Genomic DNA, 1,141 nt, shown 5'->3' on the forward strand with positions numbered 1-1,141 from the left:
CCTCCCGATTCCGCCGCAGCTGCTGGTGGGCATTGAAACTGCCGACGACGCGGCTGTTTACCTGCTCAATGACGAGCAGGCGCTGATCGCGACGACCGATTTCTTCATGCCCATCGTCGATGATCCCTACGACTTCGGCCGCATCGCCGCCACCAATGCAATCAGTGACGTCTATGCCATGGGCGGCACGCCCATCATGGCGCTGGGGCTGGTGGGCATGCCCATCAATGTGCTGCCGCTGGAGACCATAGGCGCCATCTTGCGCGGCGGGCAGGACGTTTGCCGCGATGCGGGCATTCCGATTGCGGGAGGCCACACCATCGACTCGGTCGAGCCGATTTATGGCCTGGTGGTGCTGGGCCTGGTGCATCCATCGCGGGTCAAGAAAAATTCCGGAGCCCGGACTGGCGATGTGCTGGTGCTGGGCAAGCCGCTGGGCATCGGCATCCTGTCAGCGGCGCTGAAAAAAGAACAGCTGGATGCCGCAGGCTATGCCCGCATGATCGCGCTCACCACACAGCTCAACAAGCCGGGTATCGAGCTGGCACGTATGGAAGGCGTGCATGCACTCACCGACATCACCGGCTTTGGCCTGGCAGGCCACGGCCTGGAACTGGCCCGCGGGGCCGACGTCCAGCTGCGTATCGACTGGCATCGCGTGCCGCTGGTCAGTGGCGCGCGCGAACTCGCGGCACAAGGCTGTGTGACGGGCGCCTCGGGGCGCAACTGGGCCAGCTATGGAAATGAAGTGAGTTTGCCCGCCGCCTTTGCCGACGTAGACAAAGCCCTGCTCAGCGACCCGCAAACCTCGGGAGGCCTGCTGGTGTCCTGCAGCGCCGGCAGCGCTGCTGAGGTTCTGGAAGTTTTCCGTGCCCAGGGCTTTGCCGAGGCAGCGGTCATCGGGGACGTCACCGCCGGCCACGGGCTGGCCGTACGCTGAAAAAATGCGCGAGAGTCTGGCACAAGCCGTAAAACCCTAGGGTAAACCCGGAAATTTTTTGTCAGTCTTTATTCAGTGCGGGAGCGGGCATCCGTCGTACCATTCATGCCTCGACGTACCCGGGTGGGTACTTTCTCATTCAAAAGAACTTATCGGAGACATCCCGTGTCCGCACTCCTCAAACTCGCACTGGCCTACGAC

The 1,141-nt window shown here is 62.5% G+C and carries 1 protein-coding gene; it reads left to right on the forward strand.

What is annotated here, in order from left to right; all coding sequences use genetic code 11:
* Positions 1–940 (forward strand): selenide, water dikinase SelD (gene selD, locus AC1DWI_RS23995; RefSeq protein ID WP_477726016.1); only part of this gene is annotated, 940 nt, incomplete at its 5' end.
* Positions 941–1,141 lie beyond the last annotated feature (201 nt).

Source organism: Polaromonas sp. P3_C2 (assembly GCF_056402675.1).